Annotated in this window: 4 protein-coding genes and 1 pseudogene; all 5 read right to left on the reverse strand. The window is 52.0% G+C overall.

Annotated features, from left to right (window positions below):
* Positions 1 to 97: 97 nt before the first annotated feature.
* Positions 98 to 1,150, reverse strand: a complete 1,053-nt coding sequence (locus AAF564_25305; GenBank protein MEM8488888.1) for a hypothetical protein — start codon at positions 1,148 to 1,150, stop codon at positions 98 to 100.
* A 76-nt stretch (positions 1,151 to 1,226) separates the two neighbouring features.
* Positions 1,227 to 2,555: a prolipoprotein diacylglyceryl transferase family protein gene (locus AAF564_25310; protein MEM8488889.1), complete on the reverse strand. Its 1,329-nt coding sequence runs from the start codon at positions 2,553 to 2,555 to the stop codon at positions 1,227 to 1,229.
* Positions 2,556 to 3,201: 646 nt separating this feature from the next.
* Positions 3,202 to 3,810 (reverse strand): annotated as a pseudogene (locus AAF564_25315) (DUF1080 domain-containing protein).
* A gap of 60 nt (positions 3,811 to 3,870) precedes the next feature.
* On the reverse strand, positions 3,871 to 4,467 hold the full coding sequence (locus AAF564_25320; GenBank protein ID MEM8488890.1) for a gluconate 2-dehydrogenase subunit 3 family protein: 597 nt from the start codon (positions 4,465 to 4,467) through the stop codon (positions 3,871 to 3,873).
* 70 nt (positions 4,468 to 4,537) lie between these two features.
* Entirely contained in the window at positions 4,538 to 6,286 is a 1,749-nt protein-coding gene (locus tag AAF564_25325; GenBank protein ID MEM8488891.1) for a GMC family oxidoreductase, read from the reverse strand.
* Positions 6,287 to 6,339 lie beyond the last annotated feature (53 nt).

Here is a 6,339-nt window from a genome sequence, read left to right on the forward strand (position 1 = left end):
GAAAAACCGCCAGGCGTCTTCTCGTCCGGCGGTTTTTCTGAACAGTGGTATTACTAGAAGCAGGTATAAACTTAAAAAGCCTGCTGACAACGTAGCGTCACAGCGTCACATTCAACGCCGAAAAAACATTTTCAATGCGATTGATAATGGTCGACGATGAACTGCCGGCAAAGAGCAAGCCGACAAGCTGGTTGTTGTCGCTCAGCACAGCTGATCCGCTATCGCCACCCTGGCTCATTGGTCCTGCGAGAAGCTGGTCGGTAAACTGCGCAAGCAGGCCGGCGCCATACGAAACCTCGACCGTCACGTCGATCTGTTGTATCGAGGCTGAGGTAAACTCAGTTGTGCGGCCATATTTCTTGATAGCCATGCCCAGGGTGCCTGAGGCAGAGCCTTCAATCTGGCCAATTTCGAGGATCGCATTGTCTACATCCGCCTGGTTCAACGGGCGCGCAATGGCTGCATCAACCAGGTTATCATTCATTTGAATAGAAACGGTCTGTACCCGGTTCTTGCTGCCGAAAACACGCGAAACCGCGTTGATAATAGACGCAGAGCCGCCTATACAGGAGCCCCCACCACATCCGCCGCCGCCGTCATCTCCACCGCCACCACCGGTGCCGCCTCCACCGCCTGAACCCGGGAAATTGATGGGCACAAAATCGAGCAAGGTTGCAAACTGTTCCTGCGGGAAGCGGCCTCCATCAACAGGGCCTGGCTGTAAAATCGGGTCGCCTATGTTGGCATCATTGCTGTTGGCAATTACATGATTATTCGACAGGATCACGGTTTCGCCATTGCGTTTGACATAGCAACCGAGCGTGCCGGCTGTGATGTCTACATGGCCGAGGCTAACGCCACCAGGTGCCGGGCGAAATTTGTTTTTGGGATCTACCGCAAGCGCATTGATTTTTCCGGTTTCAATAACGTCTGTCGGGACGCCATCAACCGACTGGGGGACCATATCTCCAGGCCCGAGTTCGGCGCTGTTTTTTTTGGAAATGACCGAGCAAATAATACTGAGTTGGTCTGTGGTTTGCCCATTGGACACCTTGTAGCCGACGCCTGTAGCGATCACATTGGCGTGTGCCATCAATTCGTTGCAGCGCCGCTTGAGCACCGAGCGGCATTTTTCGAGATCTTGACTCATGTTCTTGGTACGTTGATAGGGCTATATGGGCAAATCTGTTGGCAGTACGTGACAGAAACCGCGTGTGTGAGGTGCCTCAGGATTTGGTAGATTGATATCTAAGTATATGAAATGTGTTATTGTTTTGATGGATTAATTTAGACTTTTCTTCTGCATCGTGCCAACTGTGCAGTACCCGGGCCAGCGTTTGTGCATCGCGTATTGGCATGTGTTGCGTAGCATATGAAACGGTGTAATGATGGATCTTCGCTTGATTATGTTCTAGCAGTCCATCTGAAACTTTTAGTCCTGCAGCTGTCTTTCGCAAATGGACTGCGTGTGCACCGGCCAGTTTGTCTTGCCTGCCTTTGTTTAACAACTGGATTGCTCGGGCAAGGGCGTGTAAGCTTTCAGGTGTTTTTAGTTGTGCCGGCCCGGTGTTGAAGTAATACAACTGAAGAAAAAGGAACAGCAGGAGGCATCCGCACCCGATTGCCATGTGCCAGTATGCAAAAGGCAGAACCTGCATAAATTCAAGTAGAACTACGCTGGCAACAATAAGCAGCGAGAGCCACTGTGCTTCTGAAAAACGACCCGTGTATGAACGGGCAGTGTCGCCGCGAAGTAATTCAAGGCAGAACCTTCCTGTAGAAAAAAGTACGAGGTACGAAGCAAAGCCGTATCCGGCTATTGGATGGGTTGCAGCAAGCGTTAGTCCGACGCCGCTGCTGAATAGAATCCATCCTGACTCGACGAGTTGTACGGGGAACAGCCGCACACCAACAAGTGGGTCGGGAAAGCCGGCCCTGGCATGAAGCAACGTGTACCTGATGCCATAGCGGGCTGGCTTTCCGTAGCAGCATCCAACCCTTAAACAACCAATGCGGCCTATCCCTTGCATGGCCCCGATGCCAAGCATCAAGTTCTCAAGGTAGGGCAGGATTGGTTGATCTAATATGCGTAGAAGTAGGGCAGTAACCGCCATGATGCTCAAAAAATATCGCAGATATACAAGGCTGTCTTTGCCTGTGCGTAAAACAGTGAGCACAATGTGAATAGTTGAAAGCAACAGGGCAACCAGCAACAAGCTTATCATCAACAGGATAGAGAGGCCCTTCACGTACGTCAGGCCCAGCGCTATCGTCGCTGCCAATGCCATACCCGCGAGGCCAAAGAGGTTGTAGGCTGAGAAGGAGCGCCCCAGGAGATGCACGCGGGGCCGAAGGCGTTGCTCGATGCTTCTTGTTATCCGGTGCAAAAAGGTAACATGCGACCCCGATACCGGATGTACCCGACCAGATGGAGGATCGGTTGAAGCGGTGGCGTTCCGGCCTGGTTCAGCATGCGCTGCTGCGTGGGTAGCGAGCACATGTTGCAGCGCCGGGTCAACGGACAGCGTTTGCGAGGGTATCGTGGTGTTCTGCAATGAGACTCCTTAGATAACTGCCAATGGTATACACCGACTTGAAGCCGGCTTTTTGCGCTGCTGCTTCTTCTGCTTCAATTGGAATGTCAGCGCTTTCTGCAAAATGTTTGATATCCCGGTAAAAGCCCAGGGTGTACATGTCCCAGGCCGCACCGCTGTCTTTCGTGAAAATCAGGTTTTGCTGCCGATTGATCTCTGCCAGGTATACATTTTCCATTTCACGCTGCGCAAGCAGTTCTTGCCGCCTGTTGGGCAGCGCTGTGAAAATCTCGATGTGGAAAAATCCCATGTCCTCAAACCGTGCCGCAACCACATCATGGGGCGGACCGTGAACAAACGTATCCTCTTTCCATGCGATCATTTCTGTAAACGCATCTGCGTGGAGACCGTGTGTTTTGCTTGCCAGCATTCGGGTAGCCATGTGCGCCGGCGCATAGTAGGACGCATAGCTTTCCACCGGATGTAACAGCATGAGATCCCAGTGATCGCCCTGGCTGTGGCGCATAATGTATGGTGCCGGCAGGCCTGCTTCGTCATAGTATGCCCGTTGCGCTTTTAAAGCATCGATCAGTTCAAGGAGTTTGCCCGGTGTAGCGCGCAGCAACTCTGTTCGGTACAGGTAGGTGCCCGTATTGTTGTCGGGCGCAACCTCTTCAATAAATAAATTGCGCCAGCGGACTTTGATGCCGCCGCCATCATGAATTTGAAGGGCGATAGACCCTGCAGCCATGCCTATTTTCTCATCTCGGAAATCAACCATGGGCACACCATTGAGCCAGGTTTGTACGTGGTCTTCTACCACGCGCACCCGCATCGTATTCCATTCACCCATTTTAAGGGCTTTATCGAGGGCTTTGTCTGGTTTGATGAGCCAGCCGCGGCCATACGATTCGTATACGCCCCCTGTATCATTGTCTGGTGGTGCAACTTCAGCCTGCCATCCTGTGATGATGGTTCCATCGAGTGAAGAGCGAAAGAAAATGCCGCTGTTGCCATTGGCATCCTGTTTGAAATCTACCGTAAGGTCGAAGTTCTTGAAGGATTGTTCGGTTGCCAAATACCCATATCCTGCGTCAGGGCCACTTTCGCAGACCAACAACCCATCTTCTACGTACCACTTCTCTGTGCCATGAACATTCCAGCCCGTGAGGTCTTCGCCATTAAACAAAGACTGTGGTTGACCCACTAATACAAGCGGTAGGGAAAGCAGTAGATACAAAAACGTGAGGCCTGTTTTCAAAACCTGGTGAGGCATAATACACATGGTTGGTATAGATAGGGATGTCAGTAAATGCGCGCAGCTGGCACGCGGTTTTTAGTCGTCGGGACTGACACCAAGCTCTGCACATATTTCGGGCGGACAGCCGGTCCATTCCATGACGGCTGTGTTGCCGATGTACTGAAGGTCGTCAACCCCAACTTTGCTTGACCAAAAGCCAGAGGCTGTCAAGTCGCGGAAGCTATTAAAAAATTTAACGCCCTGGCTGAGCTCAGGTGGCGCAATGTCTGGGTATGCAATCAGGTCCAGTAATTCTTTTTGCTGGGCTTCTGTGCCCTCGATAAATGGCTTGTTAAACATCTTTCGTGACTGAGCATCGACCCATGCGAGTCCGCCACGCATGGGCAACTGCATAGTGGGGCGGTCCATCATCATAAAGTCCATAAATGCCGGCACCCCAGCGTCGGTAGCGCTGCCTGACCGGTCGTCTGCCGGAATAATCAGGTCTACCAGCACATTGACTGTAGTAAGTTCGTGCTCCGTAAAGAATTCAGGTTCAAAGTTATCAGCCTTTGTATCGATACCCGCTTTCTTCATGTTTTCGCGGGTGACTTCGAGTTCGTGTTGTGTCCACGAGAAGCCGGCGGCAACGGGAGCAGCAGCCATCATTTTGAGCGTTTCTCTTCTGTTCATGGTCGCAATTTCGTTTTTCCTTTTTCAGGGTATGATTGTGATAGCCTGTTTGGGTAATCTGCTATTGCAGTTAGCCCTGGAACGCGCCTTTTTTGCTCTGGTCGAGGATGTAATCGGCCGTCCGCCAGGCCAGCGCCATAATGGTAAGTGTCGTGTTTTTGTGTGCCTGTGACGTAAACGGGCCCGCATCTGCTACAAACAGATTTTTTACGTCGTGTGATTGGCAATGGGCATTCAGTACTGAGGTTCGGGCATCGAGGCCCATCCGGGTAGTGCCTACTTCATGGATGATCGACCCAGGCGTTTGGATACCGTAGCCTGATTCTTTGGTTGGCATTGGGGTGACCGCTGTGCCACCCATTGTGTGAATTAGTTCGCGGGCTGTTTCGTGGATATGTTTACACATATTGTGTTCTTCATCGCTGAAGTTAACATCGAATTTTAACACAGGAATACCATATTTGTCTACCGTATCCTCGTCGATGTAGCACCGGTTGTCATAGCGCGCAATCATTTCGCCGCGCCCGGAAAAGCCTACGGTTGCACCGTAGAAATTCCGGTAGTCGTCCTTGAGTGACTGGCCGTAGCCTCCACCGCCTTTTTCCCGCTTGTTACCCATGGCGTAGTCTACGCCATTGTACCGGTGAATACCGCCACCAAAGCCGTAACCAGGCATGCCGCGCCCACCCCAGACTTCGAGGTGATAACCACGGCGGAAGTCGAGTTTTTTGTTGTCAAGCCACCACGGAATATACACGTGCATGCCGCCAACACCATCCTCGTTACGGGGTTTGCCCCCCATGAGGATTGGAACGATGCCTGCTACGCTGGTTCCTACGGTATCGTTCAAGTACCGACCTACTACGTCGCTAGAATTCCCTACGCCATTTGGGTGCTGTGACGATTTGGAGTTGAGCATAATACGGGCTGAAGAACAAGCGCTTGCTGCCAGGACGACAACGTTGGCTTTAATCTGGAATTCCTCAAGGGTCTGCGTATCAACATATGAAACGCCTGTGGCCAGGCCGTCGCCGTTGGTAAGTACTTCGCGCACCATGGCATGGGGAATGATGTCCAGGTTGCCTGATGAAAGCGCAGGCCGCAGCAGTACGGAAGGGGAGGAGAAGTTGGAGTTGGTTGCGCAACCACGGCCACATTGCCCGCAATAGTGACAGGCCGGTCGGCCGTTGTGGGGTTTCGTTAGAATAGAAAGCCGGGAAGGAATAACGGGGATGTCCAGTTTACGTCCCGCTTTCTTTACAAGGAGTTCGTAGCAACGCGGTTTTGGTGGTGGGAGGTACTTTCCACCCGGTTCGTTGTAAATGCCTTCTTCGGTACCAAACATACCGATCAGTTCTTCCACCTTGTCGTAATAAGGGGAAACATGTTCATAGCTAATGGGCCAATCATCTCCGGCACCGTCTTTACTCCGTCCTTTAAAATCGTCGGGACCAAAGCGCAACGAAATACGGCCCCAGTGGTGGGTGCGCCCGCCAAGCATACGGCCTCTGAACCACTGCCACTGCGTGCCGGCTTCATGGGTGTACGGTTCACCTTCCAGTTCCCATCCGCCCAGGCAGGCATCGAACTCACCAAAATGTCGCTCAGGAATGGCTGCACCGCGGCGCGGGGAGTCGTAGTTCCATTTGAACATGTCACCGTGTGTTTCCGAGTACCACATCGGGCCGGCTTCCAATACAACGACTTTCACGCCGCTTTCTGCCAGAACTTTTGCGACCATGCCGCCGCCTGCTCCAGATCCGACAATACAAACGTCATACTTATTGGAGCTGATGATATTGGGTAGATTTTTCTTCATGTCCATTCTACTGCGTTTAGGAGATGTGTAGTCCACGCGTAATTATTACTCAA

The sequence above is a fragment of the Bacteroidota bacterium genome (assembly GCA_039111535.1).
Lineage (GTDB): Bacteria > Bacteroidota > Rhodothermia > Rhodothermales > JAHQVL01 > JBCCIM01.